Annotated in this window: 17 protein-coding genes; 6 read left to right on the top strand and 11 right to left on the bottom strand. The window is 73.2% G+C overall.

The window, feature by feature from the left end; translation table 11 throughout:
- Positions 1 to 212 precede the first annotated feature (212 nt).
- The 4 genes from KPL59_RS10715 to KPL59_RS10700 are packed head-to-tail and all read left to right on the top strand — an operon-like array spanning position 213 to position 5,953.
- A complete protein-coding gene (locus tag KPL59_RS10715; RefSeq protein WP_226360723.1) occupies positions 213 to 1,196 on the top strand; it encodes an ABC transporter permease in 984 nt (327 codons plus the stop codon).
- Position 1,197: 1 nt separating this feature from the next.
- Positions 1,198 to 2,154, top strand: a complete 957-nt coding sequence (locus KPL59_RS10710) for an ABC transporter permease (protein ID WP_226360722.1) — start codon at positions 1,198 to 1,200, stop codon at positions 2,152 to 2,154.
- Positions 2,151 to 4,223, top strand: coding sequence for an ABC transporter ATP-binding protein (locus tag KPL59_RS10705; RefSeq protein WP_226360721.1), 2,073 nt, complete (start codon positions 2,151 to 2,153; stop codon positions 4,221 to 4,223). Before KPL59_RS10710 ends, KPL59_RS10705 begins: the two co-directional genes overlap by 4 nt.
- A 41-nt stretch (positions 4,224 to 4,264) precedes the next feature.
- A complete protein-coding gene (locus KPL59_RS10700) occupies positions 4,265 to 5,953 on the top strand; it encodes an ABC transporter family substrate-binding protein (protein ID WP_226360720.1) in 1,689 nt (562 codons plus the stop codon).
- A gap of 206 nt (positions 5,954 to 6,159) precedes the next feature.
- On the opposite strand, the gene KPL59_RS10695 is transcribed toward KPL59_RS10700, so the two are convergent.
- From KPL59_RS10695 to KPL59_RS10665, 7 genes are all read right to left on the bottom strand, one after another.
- Positions 6,160 to 7,476: a pitrilysin family protein gene (locus KPL59_RS10695; protein WP_226351658.1), complete on the bottom strand. Its 1,317-nt coding sequence runs from the start codon at positions 7,474 to 7,476 to the stop codon at positions 6,160 to 6,162.
- Positions 7,477 to 7,540: 64 nt separating this feature from the next.
- Positions 7,541 to 9,817, bottom strand: a complete 2,277-nt coding sequence (locus KPL59_RS10690) for a polyribonucleotide nucleotidyltransferase (RefSeq protein ID WP_226360719.1) — start codon at positions 9,815 to 9,817, stop codon at positions 7,541 to 7,543.
- Positions 9,818 to 10,061: 244 nt separating this feature from the next.
- A complete protein-coding gene (rpsO, locus tag KPL59_RS10685; protein ID WP_020621572.1) occupies positions 10,062 to 10,331 on the bottom strand; it encodes a 30S ribosomal protein S15 in 270 nt (89 codons plus the stop codon).
- A 301-nt stretch (positions 10,332 to 10,632) separates the two neighbouring features.
- The gene (locus KPL59_RS10680) at positions 10,633 to 11,172 is read right to left on the bottom strand and encodes a helix-turn-helix domain-containing protein (protein ID WP_083695722.1); all 540 of its coding nucleotides are present in this window, start codon (positions 11,170 to 11,172) and stop codon (positions 10,633 to 10,635) included.
- A gap of 64 nt (positions 11,173 to 11,236) precedes the next feature.
- Positions 11,237 to 12,199, bottom strand: coding sequence for a bifunctional riboflavin kinase/FAD synthetase (locus KPL59_RS10675; RefSeq protein ID WP_051050232.1), 963 nt, complete (start codon positions 12,197 to 12,199; stop codon positions 11,237 to 11,239).
- 65 nt (positions 12,200 to 12,264) lie between these two features.
- Entirely contained in the window at positions 12,265 to 13,161 is an 897-nt protein-coding gene (gene truB, locus KPL59_RS10670; protein ID WP_226360718.1) for a tRNA pseudouridine(55) synthase TruB, read from the bottom strand.
- Between the two features lie 9 nt (positions 13,162 to 13,170).
- Positions 13,171 to 13,830, bottom strand: a complete 660-nt coding sequence (locus tag KPL59_RS10665; protein WP_226360717.1) for a response regulator transcription factor — start codon at positions 13,828 to 13,830, stop codon at positions 13,171 to 13,173.
- A 116-nt stretch (positions 13,831 to 13,946) separates the two neighbouring features.
- Here KPL59_RS10665 and KPL59_RS10660 point away from each other — a divergent pair, with 116 nt between their 5' ends.
- Together KPL59_RS10660 and KPL59_RS10655 are read left to right on the top strand one after the other, a co-directional pair.
- Positions 13,947 to 15,413: a cation:dicarboxylate symporter family transporter gene (locus KPL59_RS10660; protein ID WP_226360716.1), complete on the top strand. Its 1,467-nt coding sequence runs from the start codon at positions 13,947 to 13,949 to the stop codon at positions 15,411 to 15,413.
- A 172-nt stretch (positions 15,414 to 15,585) separates the two neighbouring features.
- Positions 15,586 to 17,349 carry an ATP-binding protein gene (locus KPL59_RS10655; protein ID WP_226360715.1) on the top strand — a complete coding sequence of 588 codons (1,764 nt, stop codon included), beginning with the start codon at positions 15,586 to 15,588 and terminating at the stop codon, positions 17,347 to 17,349.
- Between the two features lie 350 nt (positions 17,350 to 17,699).
- On the opposite strand, the gene KPL59_RS10650 is transcribed toward KPL59_RS10655, so the two are convergent.
- From KPL59_RS10650 to rbfA, 4 genes are all read right to left on the bottom strand, one after another.
- Complete coding sequence (locus KPL59_RS10650; protein ID WP_226360714.1) at positions 17,700 to 19,130, bottom strand: MATE family efflux transporter; 1,431 nt, start codon at positions 19,128 to 19,130, stop codon at positions 17,700 to 17,702.
- Positions 19,127 to 19,765 carry a class I SAM-dependent methyltransferase gene (locus tag KPL59_RS10645; RefSeq protein WP_020623266.1) on the bottom strand — a complete coding sequence of 213 codons (639 nt, stop codon included), beginning with the start codon at positions 19,763 to 19,765 and terminating at the stop codon, positions 19,127 to 19,129. The genes KPL59_RS10650 and KPL59_RS10645 overlap by 4 nt, the downstream gene beginning before the upstream one ends.
- A 127-nt stretch (positions 19,766 to 19,892) precedes the next feature.
- On the bottom strand, positions 19,893 to 20,891 hold the full coding sequence (locus KPL59_RS10640) for a bifunctional oligoribonuclease/PAP phosphatase NrnA (protein ID WP_020623265.1): 999 nt from the start codon (positions 20,889 to 20,891) through the stop codon (positions 19,893 to 19,895).
- On the bottom strand, positions 20,888 to 21,334 hold the full coding sequence (gene rbfA / locus KPL59_RS10635; protein WP_020623264.1) for a 30S ribosome-binding factor RbfA: 447 nt from the start codon (positions 21,332 to 21,334) through the stop codon (positions 20,888 to 20,890). Before rbfA ends, KPL59_RS10640 begins: the two co-directional genes overlap by 4 nt.
- Positions 21,335 to 21,412: the final 78 nt, after the last annotated feature.

Raw genomic sequence — 21,412 nt, 5'->3', positions numbered from 1 at the left:
AGGTCCGGCGATTCCCTCGGACGAACCCGCGGCGACGGGAGGGTGTCATCATCACGAGTGGGTAAACGCTGTGAGCCGGGACTACCAACTTCTGGTACTGGCGTGCCAGCCTCGAAGTCACCCGAAACAGTGACACCCGCTCACCTGCGGTCGTCCCACCACCCGCGCGCTGCCGGTCACCACCGCACCGCGGACGAACAGAGAAGAGCAGCGTGCTCCGGTACCTCCTGCGCAGGGGCGCCGGGTGGCTCGCGATGATCGTCGTCGCGACCAACCTGGTCTACTTCCTCGCGAACTCCTTCCTCGACCCCCGGGTCAACTACCTGCAGTTGCGACCGCCGCGCACCGACGCGGAGATCGCCCGGTCGCTGGGCCAGTACAACCTGGACTCGAACGTCCCGGTCCTGGAGCGGTGGTGGATCTGGATCACCGGGATCGTGACCCGCTGGGACTGGGGCACCAGCCCGATCGGCGACCCGGTGAACGCGCAGGTGGCGTTCCGTGTCGTGGTGTCCGGGCAGCTGGTGTTCTTCTCGCTGCTGCTGTCGATCGTGATCGGGGTGGCGCTCGGGGTCTACTCGGCCCAGCGCCAGTACCGGCTCGGTGACCGCGCCGCCCAGCTGACCTCGGTGTTCACCCTGAACATCCCGTCGGCGGTCGCGGCGCTGGCGGTCGTGTTCGTCGCCATCGCGATCAACCAGGGTGTCGGCGGGACGCTGTTCTACGTCGCGGGGTCCGAGTCGCCCGGGGTCACCGGGTTCTGGCCGCTGCTGGTCGACCGGGCCCAGCACCTCGTGCTGCCGACGATCTCGCTGCTGATCATCTCCTACGCGGGTTACCACCTGCTGCAGCGCTCGATGCTGCTCGACGTGGTCAACTCCGACTACGTGCGGACCGCCCGGGCCAAGGGGCTGACCCGCAGGCAGGCCATCCGGCGTCACGGGCTGCGCAGCTCGATGATCCCGGTGGCGACTCAGGTGGCGTTCGCGATCCCGGCGCTGTTCACCGGTGCGGTGATCACCGAGAAGACCTTCGCCTGGCAGGGCATGGGCGACTACTTCATCCGCACCATCTCGACCAACGACATCCACGGCGTCGTCGCCACGGCGGCGTTCGGCGCGGTGACGACGGCGGTCGGCGCCATGCTCGCCGACATCGCGGTCGTCGCCCTCGACCCGAGGGTGCGGGTGAACTGACATGAGCCTGAACATGCCCGAGCTCGCCCCCACCGTCTCCGACGGTGCCGACGGCGCCCCGGAGCCGGGCGCACCCCGTCGTCGCCGGGGTGCGCGCGCCGCGCTGGTGTGGCGTCGCTACCGGCGCAACCGGCCCGCGATGGCAGGCCTGGTCGTCTTCGGCCTGCTGGTGCTGTTCTCCCTGGTCGGCGGGTTCCTCTCCCCCTACGACCACACCGACGTCGACTTCGCGGCGCTGACCGCGGCGCCGTCGCTGGACCACCCGCTGGGCACCACGGCCGGCGGCAACGACGTCTACGCCCAGGCCGTGCACGGCCTGCAGCGCTCCCTGACCATCGCCGTCACGGTCTCGCTGCTGACCACCCTGATCGCCGCGGTGGTCGGGGCGGGCGCGGCCTACCTGGGCGGCGGGCGGACCTGGGCCCGGCGCGGCGAGCGCGTCCTGCTCACGGTCGTCCACTTCCTGATGGTGGTGCCGTCGTTCCTGATCCTGGCGCTGGCCTCCCAGTGGGGGTCGGGCGACTACCGGATCCTGATCGTCGCCCTGACCCTGCTGGGCTGGATGACCACCGCCCGCGTGGTCTGGACCGTCGCGACGACGCTGCGCGAACGCGAGTACGTCTCGGCCGCCCGCTTCATGGGGGTGTCCGGGCCGGGGATCGTCTTCCGCCACCTCATCCCGAACATCGGCTCGCTGCTCATCGTCACCTTCACCCTGAACGTGGCGAGCACCGTGCAGAGCGAGACCGCGCTGTCGTTCATCGGGTTCGGCGTGCAGATCCCCGACGTCTCGCTGGGCACGATGCTCGCCGACGGCGGCTCGTCGATGGCGACCGCGCCGTGGATCTTCATCGTGCCGTCGGTGCTGCTGGTGCTGCTGACCGCGTCGCTCGCGTTCGTCGGCGACGGCCTGCGCGACGCCCTCGACCCGACCTCCCGGGCCGGAGGCAGCGCATGAACGCCCCCGTGCTGTCCGTGCGCGACCTGACCGTCGCGTTCCCCTCCGAGGCCGGCCGGGTGGCGGCCGTCCGCGGCGTCGACTTCGACCTGTTGCCCGGGCGCACGCTCGGCATCGTCGGCGAGTCCGGATCCGGCAAGTCGGTGACCTCGCTGGCGGTGATGGGCCTGCTGCCCGAGACGGCGTCGGTGACGGGCTCGATCACCCTGGCCGGCCGCGAGCTGGTCGGACTGTCCGACGAGGACCTGTCCGGGATCCGCGGCAACGACATCGGGATGATCTTCCAGGACCCGCTGTCCTCGCTGACGCCGATCTTCACCGTCGGCGACCAGCTCGTCGAGGCCATGCAGATCCACCGCGACATCGGCCGCGCGAAGGCCCGCGAGCGTGCGGTCGAGCTGCTCGACCTGGTCGGCATCCCCGACCCCCGACGACGCGTGCGCGCCTTCCCGCACGAGTTCTCGGGCGGCATGCGCCAGCGCGTCATGATCGCGATGGCGATCGCGAACGACCCGTCGGTGATCATCGCCGACGAGCCGACGACCGCCCTGGACGTCACCGTGCAGGCCCAGATCCTCGACGTGCTGAAGGTGGCACGCGACGAGACCGGCGCCGCCGTCGTCATGATCACCCACGACCTGGGGGTGGTCGCCGGGGTCGCCGACGACGTGCTCGTCATGTACGCCGGGCGCCCGGTCGAGACGGCCCCGGTGGACGAGCTGTTCGCCGCGCCGCGGATGCCGTACACGATCGGTCTGCTCGGCGCGGTCCCCCGCGTCGACAGCGTCGAGCGGCGCCCGCTGGTCCCGGTGCCCGGCAGCCCGCCCGCACCGACCGACCTGCCGACGGGCTGCCCCTTCGCGCCGCGCTGCCCGGTCGCCGTCGATGCCTGCCGCACCGCCGAGCCGCCGCTTCGGCCCGTCCCGGGTCGCGACGACCACGCCGCCGCCTGCGTGCGGACCGGTGAGATCGTCGACGGTGCGATCGACGGCGAGCCCGTGTTCGCCGTTCCGGACCTCCTCCTCGACGACGACCGCACCGGCGACCGCGAGAGCCGCCCCGCGGTGCTGTCGGTGAGCCACCTGCGCAGGACGTTCCCCCTCATGAAGGGGTCCCTGGTGCGACGCCGGGTCGGCACGGTGCACGCCGTCGCCGACGTGGACCTCGACATCCGGCGCGGTGAGACCCTCGGCCTGGTCGGCGAGTCCGGCTGCGGCAAGACCACGACGCTGCTGGAGATCATGAACCTGCTCCCGCCGGAGAGCGGGACGATCGAGATCGCCGGAACCGACGTCGCCACGCTGCGCGGCCGCAGCGACATCGCCGCGCTGCGGCGCGAGATCCAGATCGTGTTCCAGGACCCGATGGGCGCGCTCGACCCGCACATGACGGTCGGCGACATCCTCACCGAGCCGCTGCGGGCGGCCGGCTGGACCGACCGGGACCGGGTAGCCACCCGGGTCGACGAGCTGATGGCGCTGGTCGGTCTGGACCCGGAGCACGTCGACCGGTTCCCGGCGGCGTTCTCCGGCGGGCAGCGCCAGCGCATCGGGATCGCCCGCGCGCTGGCGACGAAGCCGTCGCTGCTGGTGCTCGACGAGCCGGTGTCCGCCCTCGACGTCTCGGTGCAGGCCGGGGTGCTGAACCTGCTCACCGAGCTGCAGCGCGAGCTGGGGCTGAGCTACCTGTTCGTCGCGCACGACCTGTCGGTGGTGCGGCACGTCGCGGACCGGGTCGCGGTCATGTACCTGGGCCGGATCGTGGAGTCCGGCGCGGTCGCCGACGTGTTCGGCAACCCGCAGCATCCCTACACCCAGGCGCTGCTGTCGGCGATCCCGGTGCCGGACCCGCAGGTCGAACGGACCCGGCAGCGGGTGGTGCTCTCCGGGGACCTGCCCAGCCCGACCGACGACGCGCCGGGCTGCGCGTTCCTGGGCCGCTGCCCGCTGGCCCGGACGCTGTCCGAGCAGGAGCGCTCGCGCTGTGCCGGCGAGACCCCCGAGCTCCTGGTCAAGGACGGCGCGAGCGACGCCGACTCCGACCACCGCAACGCCTGCCACTTCCGCTGACCCACCTCGACCCCGACCGGGGAACCGAACGAAGGAGAGACATGCGCAGACCCATCCGACGCGGGGCGACCACCGCCGCCGTCGCGGCGCTGGCCCTGGTGCTGGCGGGCTGTGGCGGAGGTGGCTCCGGCGGGCCCGCGCAGACGGCCGAGTCGCTGTCGACGACGCCGTCGTACAACGCCCAGCCCTACGAGAACGTCAAGGACGGCGGCCAGGTCACCCTGCCGTTCCGCTCGGACCTGAACCCGCAGTTCAACTACTTCCAGGGAGACTCCACCACCGACACCCGGCTCTCCTGGACCTTCTACAACCCCGTGGTGATCTCGTTCAGCCCGACCGGGGACCCGATCGTCAACCCCGACTACGTGACGAAGGCCGAGCCGGTCGACAGCGGCGGGAAGACCACCGTCACCTACACGATCAACCCGAAGGCCGTCTTCAACGACGGCACGCCGATCGACTGGCGGGCCTTCGAGTCGACCTGGAAGGCCAACAACGGGAAGGACACCGCGTTCATCCCGAGCTCGACCGACGGCTACGACCGGATCGCCTCGGTGACCCGCGGTGCCGACGACAAGCAGGCCGTCGTCGCCTTCAACGGGCCCAACCCGTGGTGGCCGAGCCTGTTCAACTACCTCGTGCACCCGAAGGCGGCCACCCCCGACGTCTTCAACAAGGGCTACCTGAACAACCCGCACCCCGAGTGGGGAGCGGGCCCGTACACCGTGGCGAACTACGACAAGCAGAACGCCACGATCACCTTCGAGCGCAACCCGAAGTGGTGGGGCAAGAAGGGCAAGCTCGACCGCATCACCCTGGTGCAGATGGAGCAGCAGGCCAAGATCAACGCGTTCCGCAACGGTCAGCTCGACGCGACCGAGGCCGAGACCGCGGACTTGCTCGCCCAGGCCCGCTCCGTGCCGAACGCCGACATCCGCATCTCCGGCACCCCGGCGAACTACCTGCTGATGCTGAACAGCACCACCCCGGTCCTGAAGGACCCCGTGGTCCGCAAGGCGATCTTCGACTCGGTCGACCGCCAGCAGATCGCGAAGATCACCTTCCAGGGCCTGGACTACACCGAGACCCCGAGCGGGTCGCTCACGCTGCAGCCCTATCAGAAGGGCTACGAGGACAACCTCGCGAGCGCCGTCACCTTCGCCCCGGAGGCCGTCAAGCGGGATCTGGACGCGGCGGGCTGGGTCGCAGGTCCGGACGGGATCCGCGCCAAGGACGGGCAGAAGCTGACCTTCTCCTACGTCCAGACCGGAGACACCCCGACCAAGCGGGCCACCTCGGGTGCGCTCGTCGCGATGCTGAAGAACGTCGGCATCGACATGCAGGTCCGCGTCGTGCCCTCGACCGACTTCTCGAAGATCCTGTCGAACAAGGAGTTCGACATGGTCTTCCTCGGGTTCAAGTCCACCGACCCGTACGGCGTGGCCTACATCTGCCAGCAGTACTGCTCGGACTCGCAGCTGAACCGCTCCGGGACCGGTAGCAAGGAACTCGACGCCGAGCTGCGCAAGGTCAACACCCTGCCGACCGCCGACGAGCAGTACGCCGCCGCCAACGTGGCCGAGAAGAAGGCGCTCGCCACCTATGGCGTGCTCCCGGTCTACTCCGGTCCGAGCATCTGGGCAACCAAGCCCGGCCTTGCGAACTGGGGTTCGGCGCTGTTCGCGTTCCCGCCGCTGCCCGAGACCCTCGGCTGGCAGAACGGCAGCTGACCCACCGGCATCATCACGCCGGGGAGCCCCGGACCACCCGGTCCGGGGCTCCCCCGCGTCGTGGCACCCGCGTCGTGGCACCGGCGTCCTGGCCACCCCGCGTCCCGCTCCCAGGGTCACCCTCGTTGCCCTAGACGCCACGAGGGTGACCCTGGGAGCGCCTGGGAGGCCCTCGTGTGCCCCTGAGGGCGGCCGCAAGGGTGGCGTCAGGCCAGGTCGCGCAGGGCGACCGGGAGGTCGTCGACATCGGCGTAGGGCCCCACGACCGCCGCCGTCAGCGGCTGGGCCAGCAGGTCCGCGGCCAACGCCGCGACCTCGCCCGGGGTGACGGCGTCGATGCGGGCGAGGCTGTCGGCCAGCGACCGCTGCCGACCGTGGTCCAGCTCGGCGCGGCCGAGCCGGTTCATCCGCGACGCGGTGTCCTCACAGCCCAGCACCAGTCCCCCGCGCAGGGCGCCCTGGGCACGGACGACCTCCGCCTCGGTCAGACCGTCGGCCGCGACCTCGCCGAGCACGTCGCGCACCACGGCCACGACCTCGCCGAGGCGTTCGGGGGCGCATCCGGCGTACACCGACAGCGCGCCGGCGTCGGCGTAGCGCACCGTCGAGGAGTAGACCTGGTAGGCCAGCCCGCGCTGCTCCCGGACCTGCTGGAACAGCCGCGAGGACAGCCCCCCGCCGAGGGCGGAGTTGAGGACGGCGAGCACCGGGAGGCCGCGGCCGGCGCGGCCCGCGGTGGGCACGCCGAGCATCACGTGGGCCTGCTCGGACTCGTCGTCGAGCAGCCCGAGGGCACCGGTGCGGACCGGGCGGACACCGGTGGCGCTGCGCGGGGGCACCGGACGGGCCCCCTCGTGGTGCCGCGCGGCCGCGCCGAGGGCGGCGGCCACGAGCTCGGCGACGTGGGAGTGGTCGAGGTTCCCGGCCGCGGCGACGACCATCCGCGGCGCCGTGTACTCCCCGCGCCAGAAGCTGTGCAGGGTGTCGCGGCTCATCGCCCGGACCGACTCCTCGGAGCCGATCACCGGGCGCCCCAGCGGGTGGTCGCCGAACAGGGTCTCGTCGAACAGGTCGCCGAGCAGGTCCTCCGGGTCGTCGTCGCGCATCGAGATCTCCTCGAGCACGACGCCGCGTTCCAGCTCGACGTCGGTGTGCGCCAGCTCGGCGTCGGTGACGACGTCGGCCAGCACGTCCACCGCGAGCGCCACGTCGGTGTCGAGGACGTGGGCGTAGTAGCAGGTGTGCTCCTTGGCGGTGAACGCGTTCAGCTCACCGCCGACGGCGTCCATCTCCTCGGCGATGCCCGCCGCGGTGCGCCGCCGGGTGCCCTTGAACAGCAGGTGTTCCAGGAAGTGCGCGGCGCCGGCCTGCTCGGGGGTCTCGTCGACCGAGCCGATCCCGATCCAGATGCCGAGTGCCACCGAGCGGACCCCGGGCACGGCCTCGGTGACCAGCCGCACCCCGCCGGGCAGATCGCTGCGGCGGACGGTGTCACCGGTGTCGCCGTCGGGGAGCGGGGACACACGGGCGGCGGCCCGGGAGGAGTCCCGGGCCGCCGTCGCGTGGTCGTTCTCAGATGCCAACAGTTCAGCTCGGGTTGGCGGCGGCCTCGGCCGGAGCCTCGGCGTCGACGACACCCTCGACGGGCGCCTCCGCGACCGCGGACTCGTCGACCACCGGGATCAGCGAGATCTTGCCGCGGTTGTCGATGTCGGTGACCTCGACGCGCAGCTTGTCGCCGACCTTGACGACGTCCTCGACCTTGCTGATCCGCTTCCCGTTGCCGAGCTTCGAGATGTGGACCAGGCCGTCCTTGCCGGGGACCAGCGAGACGAAGGCACCGAACGCGGCGGCCTTGACCACCGTGCCCAGGAAGCGCTCGCCGACCTTCGGCAGCTGCGGGTTGGCGATCGCGTTGATCATGCCGATCGTCTCCTCCGCGGAGGGGCCGTCGTTCGCACCGACGTAGATCGTGCCGTCGTCCTCGATCGAGATGTCGGCGCCGGTCTTCTCGGTGATCGAGTTGATCATCTTGCCCTTCGGGCCGATGACCTCGCCGATCTTGTCGACCGGGACCTTCACCGCGGTGACCCGCGGCGCGTACTTGCTCATCTCGTCCGGGCCGTCGATGGCCTCGCCGATCACCTCGAGGATGGTCAGGCGGGCGTCCTTGGCCTGGTTCAGCGCGGCGGCGAGCACCTCGGACGGGATGCCGTCCAGCTTGGTGTCCAGCTGCAGCGCCGTGACGAACTCCTTGGTGCCGGCGACCTTGAAGTCCATGTCGCCGAAGGCGTCCTCGGCACCGAGGATGTCGGTCAGCGCGACGTAGCGCGTCTGGCCGTCGACCTCGTCGGACACCAGGCCCATCGCGATGCCCGCGACCGGCGCCTTCAGCGGAACACCGGCGTTGAGCAGCGACATCGTGGACGCGCAGACCGAGCCCATCGAGGTCGAGCCGTTCGAGCCGAGGGCCTCGGAGACCTGGCGGATCGCGTAGGGGAACTCCTCGCGGTTCGGCAGGACCGGGATCAGGGCCCGCTCGGCGAGCGCGCCGTGGCCGATCTCGCGGCGCTTCGGCGAGCCGACGCGACCGGTCTCACCGGTCGAGTACGGCGGGAAGTTGTAGTGGTGCAGGTAGCGCTTGCGCGTCTCCGGCCCCAGCTGGTCGATCTGCTGCTCCATGCGGAGCATGTTCAGCGTGGTGACACCCATGATCTGGGTCTCGCCGCGCTCGAACAGCGCCGAGCCGTGGGCCCGCGGGACGACCTCGACCTCGGCCGACAGCGGCCGGATGTCGGTCAGGCCGCGGCCGTCGATCCGGACCTGGTCGGTCAGGATCCGGCGGCGGACCAGCTTCTTGTTCAGCGCGCGGAACGCGTTGCCGAGCTCGGACTCGCGGCCGACGAAGCGCTCGCCGAGCTTCTCGAGCACCGACGCCTTGATCTCGTCGGTGCGGGTCTCGCGCTCCTGCTTGCCGGCGATGGTCAGCGCCTGCGCCAGCTCCTGCTCGACGGCCTCGGAGACGGCCTCGAAGGCGTCCGGCTGGTAGGCCGGGAACACCGGGTAGTCGCCGGTCGGCTTGGCGGCGACGTCGGCCAGCTGCTGCTGGGCGATGCACAGCGAGCGGATGAAGGGCTTCGCGGCCTCGAGGCCGTCGGCCACGACGCCCTCGGTCGGGGCGGTGGCGCCGCCCGCGATCAGCTCGATCGTGTTCTCGGTGGCCTCGGCCTCGACCATCATGATCGCGACGTCGTCGCCCACGATGCGGCCCGCGACGACCATGTCGAACGCGGCGCGGTCGAGCTGGTCGTGGGTCGGGAAGGCGACCCACTGGGTGTCGGTGCCCGCCTCGTTCGCGATGAGCGCGACGCGGACGCCGCCGACCGGGCCGGAGAACGGCAGGCCGGCGAGCTGGGTGGACGCCGACGCGGCGTTGATCGCCACGACGTCGTAGGGGTCCTTCGGGTCGAGCGACATGACCGTCACGACGACCTGGATCTCGTTGCGCAGACCGTCCACGAAGGACGGGCGCAGCGGACGGTCGATGAGGCGGCAGGTCAGGATCGCGTCGGTGCCCGGGCGGCCCTCGCGGCGGAAGAACGAGCCGGGGATCCGGCCCGCGGCGTACATCCGCTCCTCGACGTCCACCGTGAGCGGGAAGAAGTCGAACTGGTCCTTCGGCCGCTTCGAGGCGGTCGTGGCGGACAGCAGCATGGTCTCGTCGTCGAGGTACGCGACGACGGACCCGGCAGCCTGGCGCGCGAGCCGGCCGGTCTCGAACCGGACGGTGCGGGTGCCGTAGGTGCCGTTGTCGATGACGGCGGTGCTCTCGTGCACGCCGTCCTCGGAGATGACGTCAGTCATACGGGGGTGTTCTCCTCGTCGTTGGGAGTGGTCTTCGTCTACCCCCACCACCGTGGCGCCGGCTCGATCCCCTGCTGGGCCGGTCTTCGATCGAAGCCTCCGGCCGCGCGTCGCGCTCCGGGGGCCACTACCGAGGACCGGCGGATGTCCGGTCGCCTCGCGTGGCGGGCTCTGTTCAGTTGTGTCGCTCGGTGTTACGGAACGACCCGGCACCGGGAACCGGTGCCGGGTCGCCCCAGGCGGGTCAGCGGCGCAGACCCAGCTTCTCGATCAGCGCGCGGTAGCGAGCGACGTCGACCTCGCGCAGGTACTTGAGCAGCCGGCGACGACGACCGACCAGCAGCAGCAGGCCGCGCCGGCTGTGGTGGTCGTGCTTGTGCTGCTTCAGGTGCTCGGTCAGGCCGACGATGCGCTGCGTCAGCAGCGCGACCTGGGCCTCGGGAGACCCGGTGTCGGTGGCGTGGGTGCCGTACTGCTCGAGCGTGCTCTTCTTCTCGGCGGTGGTCAGTGCCACTGCTCAACTCCTTCATCCTTGAGACGGTCCGTGGGGCCGTGACGTCCGACGAAACCCGGGTGAACCGGCGGGACGGCAGGAAGTCGGTCGCGGCCGCCACGGACTGCAGCCGGACCCGAGGTGAAACGGTACCAGCGACGGGTGCGCCGACCGCCGCCGACCCGCGTCACCCCGGTTGTGTGGCCCGGCGTCCCGGCGTTGTGTGCTCCGGTGTCCCGGCGCGCGGCGGGACCCGGTGGACCACCGCGGCCACCGATGCGGGTCACCCCACCGCGTCCGCACCCGGGGTCGGCAGCCGGGCTCAGCGCCGTCCAGCGGCGGCCCGGCGCAGCACCTCGGCGATCTCCGGGAACGCCGCGGCCAGCTCGGCCGCCGCCGCGACGAGCCGGGCCGGCGCACTCACCCCGCGCAGCGCATCCTCCGCGGTCGGCTCGGCCGGGGCCCGTCGCGGCTGCGGCACCGCCGGCCCGGTCGTGGGTGCCTGCCCGGCGCAACGGCAGGCACCGGTCGGTGCACCCGGCGTCGGCTCCTGCCGGACCCTGGCCAGCAGCACCTCGCGTTCGGCCTCGGGCACCGGACCGTGCGCGAGCCGCCGGTCCAGCGCGGTCATCCGACCCAGCACCGCAGGGTCCCCGATCTTGACCCGGCGCCCGCCCGCCAGCTGGGACAGCATCGCCGGGCTCAGCCCGATCGCGGCGGCGAGGCGGGCCTGGGTGATGCCGAGGCCGGTCGTGAGCCGGCGGATGCGTTCGTCGAGGGGCTCGCCGTAGATCGCGCTCTGGCGGTCGCGGTTGCGCGCGATCTCCTGCGCCACCGGGTCCACGGTGCGGGGGTCGTCCATGCCTGCCAGCCTCGGTGACCACGCGGTTCGGCGCGGTCGTTCGGTCCCGGCAGGGGGTTTTCACCTAATCCGGCACCCCGTCGGGTCCGGTGGCGTCGCCGGCCGCGGTGAGGATCTCGCGGCAGGTCTCCACGTCACGGCCCATCTGTGCGACGAGCGCCTCGACGCCGTCGTAGTGCTCCTGGCCGCGCAGCCGCTCGACGAACTCGACGCTGACCTCGTGGCCGTAGAAGTTCTCGTCGACGTCGAGGACGTAGACCTCGACGGTGCGCACCCGCCCGGAGAACGTCGGGTTGGTCCCCACCGAGATCGCGCCCATCAGACGACGGTCGCCGATGCGGAACCAGCCCGCGTAGACGCCGTCGGCGGGGATCGCGGTGTGCGGCGGGGTGGCGACGTTCGCGGTCGGGTAGCCCAGGTCACGGCCACGTTTGTGGCCGTGCACGATCACGCCGTCCACCCGGTGCCAGCGGCCCAGCGCGTGCGCGGCGTCGCGGACGGCCCCGGCGTCGATGCAGGACCGGATGTAGGTGGAGGAGAAGGTCACGTCGTGGTCGGAGACCAGGTCGAGCGCCTCGCAGGCGAACCCGAAGCGACGGCCCAGCTCGGCGAGGGTCCCGACGTCACCCTCGGCCCGGTGGCCGAAGGTGAAGTTGCTGCCCACCACGACGACGGCCGCGTGCAGCCGGTCGACCAGCACCTCGTGCGCGAACCCGGCGGGCGGCATCCGGGACAGTGCCTCGGTGAACGGGATGACGCAGAAGACGTCCGCGCCCACCTCGGCCACGAGCTCGGCCCGCCGGTCGAGTGTGGACAGCCGCGCCGGGTGGGTGCCGGGCCGGATCAGCTCGGCCGGGTGCGGGTCGAACGTCACGACGACGGCGGGCAGGCCGCGCTCGTGCGCCCGTTCCACCGCGCGGGAGATCAGCTGCCGGTGTCCACGGTGCACCCCGTCGAACACACCGACGGTCACGACGCACCGGCCCCAGCCGGGCGGAACCGCCTCCAGACCACGCCACCGCTGCACGGGCGCGAGCCTAGGCGAACCGGGCCGGGTCCCGCGCAGCGGGCGACCGCGCTCGGCCCGCAGGGTCAGCCGGCCGGGGCGAGCACGACGACCGGGCGGGCGGCGGCACCGCGGTCGGCCATCAGGGCCAGCGCGGCGCCGTCCGGGGCGAACACCCCGTAGGTGCCCGCGATCCCGGCCGCCGGCAGTGACTTGCCGAACCGCACGTCGGTGGCGGCGGAGGCGTCGAGGTCGACCCGCGGGAACGCCGTCGCGACGGCCGCGGCGAGGTCCAGCGACAGCCCGGGTTCCTCGGCGAGCTGCTCGACGGTGCGCGCGTGCTCCAGGGTGAAGGGTCCGACCCGGGTGCGCCGCAGCGCGGTCAGGTGCCCGGCGGAGCCCAGCGCGGTGCCGAGGTCGCGGGCGAGCGCGCGGACGTAGGTACCCGAGGAGCAGTCGACGGCGACGTCGAGGTCGCACCACGGGCCGTCACGGCGCACCGCGAGCAGCTCGAAGGCCGACACGGTGACCGGGCGGGCCGGGATCTCGACGGTCTCGCCGTCGCGGACCCGCTGGTAGGCGCGCTTTCCGTCGATCTTCACCGCGGACACCGCGCTGGGGACCTGCATGATCTCCCCGGTCAGCGCGGCCATGGCGGCGCGGACGGCGTCGTCGTCGGCCCCGACCGGGACGGGCTCCCCGACGGGCGTGCCCTCGGCGTCGTCGGTGTCGGTGCCCTGCCCGAGCCGCACGGTCGCGGTGTAGGCCTTGGTGTCGAGCGACAGGTGCCCGAGCAGCTTGGTGGCCCGCTCGATGCCGACGACCAGCACCCCGGTCGCCATCGGGTCCAGCGTCCCGGCGTGGCCGACCTTGCGGGTGCCCATGATCCGGCGGAGCTTCCCGACGACGTCGTGGCTGGTCGGGCCCCGGTCCTTGTCGACGATCACGAGGCCGGGCGGCGGGGGCGGGTTGCGTGCGGGCACGCCGGGACGCTAACGCGCCAGCCGGTACCCGACTCCACGGACCGTCACCACGACGTCGCGGGCCCCCAGCTTCGACCGCAGCGACGCCACGTGCGCCTCCAGCGTGCGTGCCGCGGACGCGTCGGCGGTCCCCCACACCTGTTCCAGGAGCTCGGTGCGCGGCAGCACCGCCCCCTCCCGGCGGGCGAGCGCGGCGAGCAGGTCGAACTCCTTGCGGGTCAGCGCGACCTCGGTGCCGGCCGCGGTCACCGCCCGCCGGTCGAGGTCGACGACGACGTCGCCGACGCTCACCGTCGCGGCCACCGCAGCGCCGGTGGCACGACGCAGGACGGCCTCGATCCTGGCCACCAGCTCGTCGGTGGAGACCGGCTTGACCAGGTAGTCGTCGGCGACCGAGCGCAGTCCCTGCACCCGCGCCGCGACGTCGCCGCGGCCGGTGATGGCGAGGATCGGCACCCGGGACCGCTCCCGGATCTCCCGGCAGACGCCGATGCCGTCGCGGTCGGGCAGGCCCATGTCGAGCAGGACGACGTCGGGCTCCCGCTCGGCGACGGCGGCGATGGCCGCGGACCCGCTGGTCACGAGGTCGGTCGGGTAGCCCTGGCGGACGAGGCTGCGTCGCAGGGCGTCGCCGAGGACCGCGTCGTCCTCGACCAGCAGCACCCGCACGGACCCACCCTAGTCACGATTCCTCAAAGCTTCCTCAAGCTCGGTGCCCCCGCGGTTGCCCCACGACACACCCCGGCTCCATCGTGTCCGCACCGAACACGTCGAGGAGGACGGACATGGCCGAGGTCGCCAACGCAGACGGCTCGTCCGGGACGGGGTCCACCACCCCCACCCGGACCAAGAAGAAGGTCTACACCCAGCTCTGGTTCTGGGTGCTCGTCGGCATCGCGTCCGGCATCGCGGTCGGGTTCCTCGCTCCCGGCTTCGCCGGTGAGCTGAAGTGGCTCGCCGACACGTTCGTCCAGATGATCAAGGTCATCATCGGCCCGGTCATCTTCTGCACCGTCATCGTCGGCATCGCCTCGCTGGGCAACCTCGCCCGGGCCGGGGGGCTCGCCGCGCGGGCCATGGGCTACTTCCTGATCATGACGGTGATCGCGCTGACGCTCGGCCTCATCGCCGGCAACGTCTTCCAGCCGGGTGCCGGTTTCGAGGGGCAACCGAGCGCAGCGGAGCTGACCCGGGCCGAGGGACAGTTCGAGACCGGGGCCCAGGAGTCGGGTGTCATCCCGTTCATCCAGGACTCGCTGCTCCCGAAGAGCTTCTTCGGCCCGTTCGTGGACAACTCGGTCCTGCAGGTCCTGGTGCTGGCCATCCTGGCCGCCTGCGCCATCTCCTCGCTGAACCCGGCCCTGCGCAGCCGCCTGGTCGGCGGCATCGAGGGCATCGCCCAGGTCATCTTCGGCATCATCAAGATCATCATGTGGGCCGCGCCGGTCGCCGCGTTCGGCGGCATGGCCTACACCGTCGGCCAGATGGGCGGCGCGTCGCTCATCAACCTGCTCAAGCTGATGCTGGTCTTCTACGGCACCTGCCTGTTCTTCATCGTCGTCGTCCTCGGTGCCGTGTCCTGGATGGCAGGCATCAACATCTTCAAGGTCATCCGCCTCATCAAGGACGAGCTGCTGATCATCCTCGGCACCTCGTCGTCGGAGTCGGTGCTGCCGCGCTTCCTCACCAAGCTGCAGTCCGCCGGTGCGTCCAAGCAGACCGTCGGCATGGTCATCCCGACCGGCTACTCGTTCAACCTCGACGGCACCTGCATCTACCTGACCCTGGGTGCGCTGTTCATCATCCAGGCGGGCAACGAGTACCTGCCGATCGGCGCGCAGCTCGCGCTGGCCGTTCTCATGGTGCTCACCTCGAAGGGCGCCGCCGGCGTCACCGGCGCCGGCCTGGTCACCCTGGCCGCGTCGCTGCAGGCCTTCGGCGGGGAGTTCTTCACCCCCGAGGCCATCGTCGTCGGTCTCGCGCTGATCGTCGGCATCGACCGCATGATGTCCGAGGGCCGTGCGCTCACCAACGCGATCGGCAACGTCGTGGCGACCTTCGTCGTCGCCCGCTGGAACGGCGAGCTCGACCGCGAGCGGCTCGCCGCGGTGCTGGACGACCCGAAGCTCGTCGAGGCCGACATGGAGGCCGCGCACGGTGGCGGTGCCGCCGACGAGCAGATCGAGCAGGCCGCCGAGGGCGCCGAGAAGCCCGAGTCCGGCTCCCGCGAGAAGGTCGGCGCGGGCTCCTGACCACGGCGCGGGTCCTCCTCCCATGACCGTCGCACCCCCGCGGAGCCGGCAGGCCCGCGGGGGTGCGGACGTCCCGGCCGGTGCACGGGTCCCCCTGCCATTCCCGCGGTGGCAGGCTGGGCCGGTGCGCCGGCCGTTCCGTTCCTCCCCACCGCTACGGCGGTCGCGGCTGGTGCGGCGGCTGTTCCTGCTCCAGGTCGTCACCGTGCTGCTCACCGTCGGCGGGCTCGCCGCGCTGGGTGTCGTCGGTGCGACCCGCCTGGAGCACGACGCCGCCGGGCGGCTCACCACCGCCACCGCGCTGTCGCTGGCCTCCGATCCCGAGGTCGTGTCCGCGGTCGGCGAGGGCGGCGGGCTCGCCACCCTCGCCGGGCGGCTGCAGCCGGTGGCCGAACGCGTCCGCCGGGCCACGAACAGCAGCTTCGTCGTCGTCATGTCCCCGCAGGGCATCCGCTACAGCCACTACAACCCCGACGAGATCGGGCGGCCGTACCAGGGCAACATCGTCCCGGCGCTGGCCGGACGCACCTCCACCGAGGTCTACACCGGCACCCTGGGCCCCTCGGTCCGCACCGTCACCCCGGTGCTCGTCGACGGCCGGGTCGCTGCGGTCGTGTCCGTCGGCGTGCTGCAGACCCGGATCAGCGATCTCGCGCTGCGCTGGCTGCCGGGCATCCTCGCCGCGGCCGTGGTCGCGGTGCTCGTGGGCTCGGGACTGGCGGTGGTGCTGGCCCGGCGGCTGCGTCGCCAGACCCTGGGCCTGGAGCCCGAGGACATCACCGCCGCCTACACCCACCACGAGGCGGTGCTGCACGCCGTCGGCGAGGGACTGCTGGTCGTCGACGGCGACGGGCGGCTCGTCGTCGTCAACGCCGAGGCCCGGCGGCTGCTCGGCCTGCCCGACCACGACTCCCCCGGCGACCCCGCCGTCCCGGGCCGGCCGCTCACCGGGCTCGGCATGGACCCGGCCGTCGCGGCCGTGCTCACCAGCGGGCTGCGCTCGGACCTGCGCGACCGGGCCGCGTTGGCCGGGGAGCGGGTGCTGCTGGTCAACAGCAGGCACGCCGGGCCGGCCGCGGGCCCGGGGACGCGAGTGTTCACCCTGCGCGACCGCACCGAGCTGGCCGGGGTGCTGCGCGAGCGCGACGAGGCCCGCGACACCGTCGCCGCGCTGTCCGGGCAGGCGCACGAGTTCGGTAACCGGCTGCAGACCGTACTGACCCTGATCGAGCTCGGCGACACCGCCGACGCCGCGGCGGCCGGCACCGCCGCGCTGGACCGCACCCGCGGGCCCGGCGCGCGGATCGTGGCCGAGGTGTACGACCCGGTCCTGGCCGCGCTGCTCGCCGACAAGGCGTGGCAGGCCTCCGAGCACGACGTCACCTTCTCCGTGACCGACGCCTGCGACCCCGACGTGCTGCCGGAGCTGCGGCTGCCCTTCGCCGCGGACGACCTGGTCTCGCTGGTCGGCAACCTCGTCGACAACGCGGTCGAGGTCGTCACCGGGCGCGCCGGGGAACGGTCGGTCGCGGTCGTCCTGCGCACCGGGCCCGACGGCCGCGAGCTGCTCCTGGAGGTCGCCGACAGCGGCCCCGGGGTGCCGCCCGACACCGCCCGCGAGCTGTTCACCTTCGGGTTCAGCACCCGCGCGACGCCCGGCGGCCGCCCCCGCGGCATCGGGCTGGCGCTGGTCGACCGGATCGCCCGCCGCCTCGGCGGGTCGGTGACGGTCGGCACCCGCGACGACGGCACCGGCGCCGTGTTCACCGTGCGGCTGCCGCTCCCGGCCGCGCCCCCCGGGGCCGACGGACCGCCGGAGGGCCCCGGCCCCCCGGTACACCGGCCGGACGCCCCGGTACACCGGCCGGACGCCCGGGTGGACCGGCCGGACGCCCCGGGCCACCGGCCGGAGACCTCGGCCACCGGCCGGGGCTGACCACCTGCCGCCACCGGATCCCGGCCCGCGGGGAACGCGACCACAGCCCGGCACATCCGTCCGGTGCCCCGTCCCGGAGGCGCCGAGTGGCACGTCACGTACCTCCGGGCCCCACCACAGAGTGCCTGGTGTGCCACTCGGCCGTCCGCGGACTCCGTCGACGGGTCGCTCCACGCACCGCGGCGAACGGGCCCCGTCGCGGCGACGGAGGGGTGCGGACTCGTTCGTCCTGCCCGGCCGAGGCCGACGAGCCCGGCAACCGGATGGGCATCCCCTGCGAGCCGGCCACCGAGCCACCGGGGCCCGCAGCCCGGGGAGGGCCACATCGCGGGGCGCAGCAGGTCGGACGGTCAGGCCCGGATCTCCCCCGGGACCGCCCAGCGCCCCGACCGTGCCCGCAGCCCCACCGCGACGAGGCGGACCACCATGAACGCGGCGAGCCCGGTCCAGATCCCGGCCAGCCCCCACCCGAACAGCAGGGACAGCCAGATCATCGGCAGGAACCCGCCCAGTGCGGCGAGCAGCGTGGTGGTGCGCAGGAAGGCCGCGTCACCGGCGCCGAGCAGCACACCGTCCAGGGCGAACACCACCCCGGCGATCGGCTGCAGCGCGGTGAAGAACCACCACGCGGCGGGGATCGTCGCGAGGACGGCCGCGTCGCGGGTGAACACCGGCGGTAGGACGGGGTAGAGCGCGGCGAACAGCACGCCGAACCCGCAGCCGAGCACGAGGCCGTAGCGGGTCACCCGGGCGGCGAGCGCCCGCGCCGGACCCGTGTCCGCACGGTCGCCGCCGGCGCGGTCGTCGGCAGCACGGTCGTCAGCAGCACGGTCGCCGGCAGCACCCTGCTCGCCGGCAGCACCACCGAGGGCGGCCCCGACCAGCGACTGCGCCGCGATCGCGACCGCGTCGAGCACCAGGGACTGGAACACCCACAGCTGCAGCACGATCTGGTGCGCGGCGACGGACTCGGACCCGAACCGGGCGGCCACCGCCGTCGCGGACAGGAAGCAGGCCTGGAAGCCCAACGACCGCACGATCAGGTCGCGGCCCATCGTCGCCTGGGAGCGGAGGACCGCGGTGTCCGGGGCGAAGCGGACCGGGTCACCGGCGGGGGCGCGCCGTCGTTCGACGACCAGCGCCCGCAGGAACAGCGACGCCGCGACGGCCTGCCCCGCGACGTTCGCGATCGCCGAGCCCTCGAGCCCCCAGCCCGCCCAGTCCCCCGCCCCGTGCACCAGGAGCGGGCAGAGCAGCGCGGACAGCAGGTTGCCGCCGACCACGATCCACATCGGACGACGCGTGTCCTGCACCCCGCGCATCCAGCCGTTGCCGGCCAGCGTCACCAGGACCAGCGGGGCGCCGAGCAGGGCGATGCGCAGCCACGAGACCGCGCCCTCGGCGATCGCCGGGTCCCCGGCGAGCAGCCCCGCCACCGGTGCGGCGGCGAGCTGTCCGAGCGCGACGACGAGCAGCCCGACGCCCAGCGCCAGCCAGGTCGCCTGTACTCCCTCGGTCACCGCGGCCGAGCGGCGCCCGGCGCCGTAGAACCGGGCCGCGCGCGCCGTCGTCCCGTAGGACAGGAACGTCAGCTGGGTCGTGACCTGCGCGAACAGCACCGCCGCGACGGCGAGCGAGGCCAGCGGCAGCCCACCCAGCCGTCCGACGACGGCCGTGTCGACCAGCAGGAACAGCGGCTCGGCCGCCAGCACCGGGAGGGCGGGCAGGGCGAGCCGGAGGATGTCACGGGGCCCGCCCGCGAGAGGGGCGGGCCGGGTCACCGACGAGGGCGGCGGCAGAGGAAGCAGAACGCGGGCGGCAGGTTGCGCCACACCGTCCGGGTCATCACGACCTCGTCGAACGTGTCGTGCAGGGTCGCCTTGAACCGCCGCGCCGAGGGCATCGGCAGAGTGTGGGAGTACGCGAACGTCGCGAACGCGCCGGTCTCCCCCACTGCCCCGACGACCTGGTCGAGGATCTCCTGCTGCATCACGCGGTCGAACAGCGACCAGGGCAGCCCGGAGATCACCGCGTCGACCGAGGTGATGTCCCGCTCGGCGAGCAGCGCCCCCAGCTTGCGGGCGTCGCCGTTCACGACCTCGACGCCCGGGTGGCGCTCCTGAAGGTAGCGGGCCATCCCCGGGTCGAGCTCGACGGCGAGGTGCCGCCCCTCCGGGGGAAGCCGCCTGCTGACCTGCGTGGTGACGGCGCCGGTGCCCGGCCCCAGCTCGACGACGACCGGGGCGCCGTGCCCCGGCGCGATGCGGGCCAGCTTCGCCGACAACCGCGGCGAGCTCGGCCACACCGCACCCACCCGGGCCGGGTTGCGCAGCCAGGCACGGAGGAACTCCGGCCACCCGCTGGACGCGTTGCCGTGACTGTCGCCCCCGCGGGCCGCAGCGGGCTCGGATCGCACCGCACACCTCCTGGTCTCGCGGGACACGCTACGTGCCCCGACGCCGTGACGCCGGACCGCCCCGAGGTGTACCCGGTCGTGATGTCGGGGCCGTGTACCCGGGATGAACCCGGTCAACCGGGCGTTCTCAGCGGGCCAGCTCCGCACGCAGCAGCGCCAGGATGCCGTCGCGGGTGCCGGCGCGCTCGAACCCGGCGGCACCGGCGTGCCCACCGCCACCGAGCGCCGTCGCCACCCGGGACAGGTCCGGGGAGCCGCTGCCGCGCAGCGACACCGACCACTCACCCGGCGCCGTCTCGGTCAGCAACGCCGCCACCCCGCCCCCGGCCGCGGCCTGCAGCGACCCGACCAGCGTCACCGTGCGGTCCCGGAACCGGGCCGCGGTCGCCACGTCGACGGCGGCCCACACCAGGTCCGCCCCGGCGGCGACGCCCGGTTCGCGATGGGCCCCGGCCAGCACCGTGGCCTGGGCCGCGAGCCACGCGAACGGCACCGGTCCCCCGATGTCCCGCAACAGCGGGGCGGGCTCGACGCCGGCGTCGACGAGCTCGGCGCCCAGCCGGAGCGCGTCCGAGCCGCCGCGCCGGAAACCGCCGGTGTCGGTGTAGAGCCCCGCGAACAGCGACCGGGCGAGGACCGCGTCCAGCGGGGTGCCCAGCTCGGCGAGCACCTCCCGGACGAGCGTCACCGTCGCCGGGGCCCCCGGGTCGACGAGGTACCGGTCCGTGAACGCCGCGAACGACGCGTGGTGGTCCACCGCCAGCGACGACCCGGCCGTGTCCAGCACCGGCTCCAGGTCCCCGAGCCGACGGGCCGCGGAGATGTCGCAGCAGACCAGCAGGTCCGGCGAGCGCGGCGCGTCCACCGAGGCGACGACGAGCCCGTGGGGGTCGAGGCTGTCGACCAGCGCGGCCGGCACCTGGTCCGGCCCGCCGAACGACACGGTGACCGGGGTGCCCGCGCGGTGCAGCGCCGTGGCCAGGGCCAGGGCGCTGCCCGCGGCGTCCGCGTCGGGCCGGACGTGCCCGACCACGAGCACGTCACGGGCCCGGCGCAGGACCGCCGCGGCCCCGGCCGGATCGACCGGACCGGGGCCCGGGACGGTCTCGTGCACGACGCCGGTCACTCGTCGTCGGTCTCCCGCGGGGCCTTGTACGGATCCGGGTCCCCCGCCGGGGACGCCGTGGCCGCCAGCCGGGCCACCTCCTCGTCGGAGGCGCGGGTGCGCGCCAGCAGCTCCTCCATCCGGCGGGCCGTGTCCGGCACCGCGTCCAGCACGAACGCGAGGCTCGGCGTGTGCCGCACCCCGGTCTGCTGCCCCACCCGGCTGCGGAGCACCCCGCTCGCGCTCTGCAGCGCCGCGGCGGCGCCCGCGGTGTCCGGCTCCTCCTCCAGCGAGGCACCCATGACCGTGTAGAACACGGTCGCCTCGCGCAGGTCCCCGGTGACACGGGTGTCGGTGATCGTCACCATCGCCAGCCGCGGGTCCTTCACCTCGTGCTCGAGGGCCTCCGCCACGATCTGCGAGATCCGCTTCGCGAGCTTGCGCGCGCGGGCCTGGTCGACCATGTCCTGCTCCTTCCACCGGGTCGTGCGAGCCCGAGTCTAGGCACGGGTCGCGGGGTTGCGCCGCGCCCGAGCGGGGCG

This window comes from Pseudonocardia sp. ICBG1142 (assembly GCF_020496255.1).
Taxonomy (GTDB): Bacteria; Actinomycetota; Actinomycetes; order Mycobacteriales; family Pseudonocardiaceae; genus Pseudonocardia.
This window is presented reverse-complemented; position numbering and strand designations above follow the sequence as displayed.

Excerpts from the sequence above, each read along its gene's own strand:
- KPL59_RS10710 (WP_226360722.1), top strand. The coding sequence starts at position 1,198 with ATGAGCCTGAACATGCCCGAGCTCGCCCCCACCGTCTCCGACGGTGCC.
- KPL59_RS10705 (WP_226360721.1), top strand. The coding sequence starts at position 2,151 with ATGAACGCCCCCGTGCTGTCCGTGCGCGACCTGACCGTCGCGTTCCCC.
- KPL59_RS10700 (WP_226360720.1), top strand. The coding sequence starts at position 4,265 with ATGCGCAGACCCATCCGACGCGGGGCGACCACCGCCGCCGTCGCGGCG.
- KPL59_RS10690 (WP_226360719.1), bottom strand. The coding sequence starts at position 9,817 with ATGACTGACGTCATCTCCGAGGACGGCGTGCACGAGAGCACCGCCGTC.
- KPL59_RS10680 (WP_083695722.1), bottom strand. The coding sequence starts at position 11,172 with ATGGACGACCCCCGCACCGTGGACCCGGTGGCGCAGGAGATCGCGCGC.
- KPL59_RS10660 (WP_226360716.1), top strand. The coding sequence starts at position 13,947 with ATGGCCGAGGTCGCCAACGCAGACGGCTCGTCCGGGACGGGGTCCACC.
- rbfA (WP_020623264.1), bottom strand. The coding sequence starts at position 21,334 with ATGGTCGACCAGGCCCGCGCGCGCAAGCTCGCGAAGCGGATCTCGCAG.